This window comes from Bacillus sanguinis, assembly GCF_018332475.1.
GTDB classification, from domain to species: domain Bacteria; phylum Bacillota; class Bacilli; order Bacillales; family Bacillaceae_G; genus Bacillus_A; species Bacillus_A sanguinis.
Map to the genome: position 1 here is coordinate 1 of NZ_BOQB01000591.1, position 1064 is coordinate 1064.

Annotated in this window: 1 protein-coding gene and 1 other annotated feature; the gene reads right to left on the bottom strand. The window is 31.1% G+C overall.

The genetic code is table 11. The features are described from left to right. Positions 1-153: 153 nt before the first annotated feature. Positions 154-402, bottom strand: a binding site (T-box leader). A 187-nt stretch (positions 403-589) separates the two neighbouring features. Then, positions 590-973, bottom strand: a complete 384-nt coding sequence (locus KI369_RS28730; RefSeq protein WP_212959026.1) for a PepSY domain-containing protein — start codon at positions 971-973, stop codon at positions 590-592. Positions 974-1064 lie beyond the last annotated feature (91 nt).

A 1064-nucleotide genomic window follows, 5' to 3' on the forward strand; every position in this document is an offset into this window, starting at 1 on the left:
AATTTCGAAGTCCATTGCTCCGTTTGTTTCATCTCATTTTCCTCCTAATTAAATCTTTTTATATAAATAAATAAATAAATTTTATGAATCTATCCAAATAAACCCTCCATTTCTTTTTCTATAAAATAAAAAATGGCTCAGCATCTCTTTATATAAAGAGACGCTAAGCCATTTACTTAACGCGGTACCACCCTTATTGATTCCATTATGAATCCACCTTAGTAGTAATCGTTTGATTACAAACCTAATATCGAAGGTTAACCGTTAAGATTTACTAAGAATGTGATTCCGTTCCACCTTACTGCTCCTAGGCGAGTTCAGGATGTCATTTGGCTATGTCACACCAACCCATAGCTCTCTGTACAAATACATGACCTTACTACTCCTATTCAACACATTTTAATATTTAGAATATATTTTCTTTTGAAATTAATATGAAGTATATCGGTTATATTGGTAACTGTCAAGGGATATATTATTTTTTGTCGAAAAGAATTTAAACTATTTTAAATAAACACGTGCTTATCAACGTCTTAATCTCCATTAATAACAATGCCTTATTATAACTATGTACAATAGAGCATTGTTATTAATCATCTAGATCATCATGATCAATATCGTCTTCTTCTTGATCATCATCTTCGCCATCACTTTTTATAAATTCAAATTCTTTTTCTGCTATAATATTTCCACTTTTCGCATCAACATGCATTTCTTTCTCACCTACGTTTGTTTCCACCTTTATTTTATATACAGAATTATCGTCATCATCTTCTACATCAACTTCTTTTACAACTCCATTTACATTTTCAATTGCAATTTGTTTAACTGTTTCAGGACTAAGCTTTTTGCTTTCGTACGTTTTTCCTTTAGACTCTTCATATCCCGTTTCTTCATGTTCCATTGCATTTACACCATATGCTGTCCCTCCAGCAATTAAAAGCACCATGACGATCCCAATCCATAATTTCATTTCATGTTCCTCCTCTTCATTTCTTTCTTACTTACATACTAAAATGTTAAAATGAAAGAAATCTGTGAGGAACATTAAAATTTGATGAGAA

What these genes read in the sequence shown, in the direction of transcription:
- KI369_RS28730 (WP_212959026.1), bottom strand. Translation starts at nt 973, where the DNA reads ATGAAATTATGGATTGGGATCGTCATGGTGCTTTTAATTGCTGGAGGG.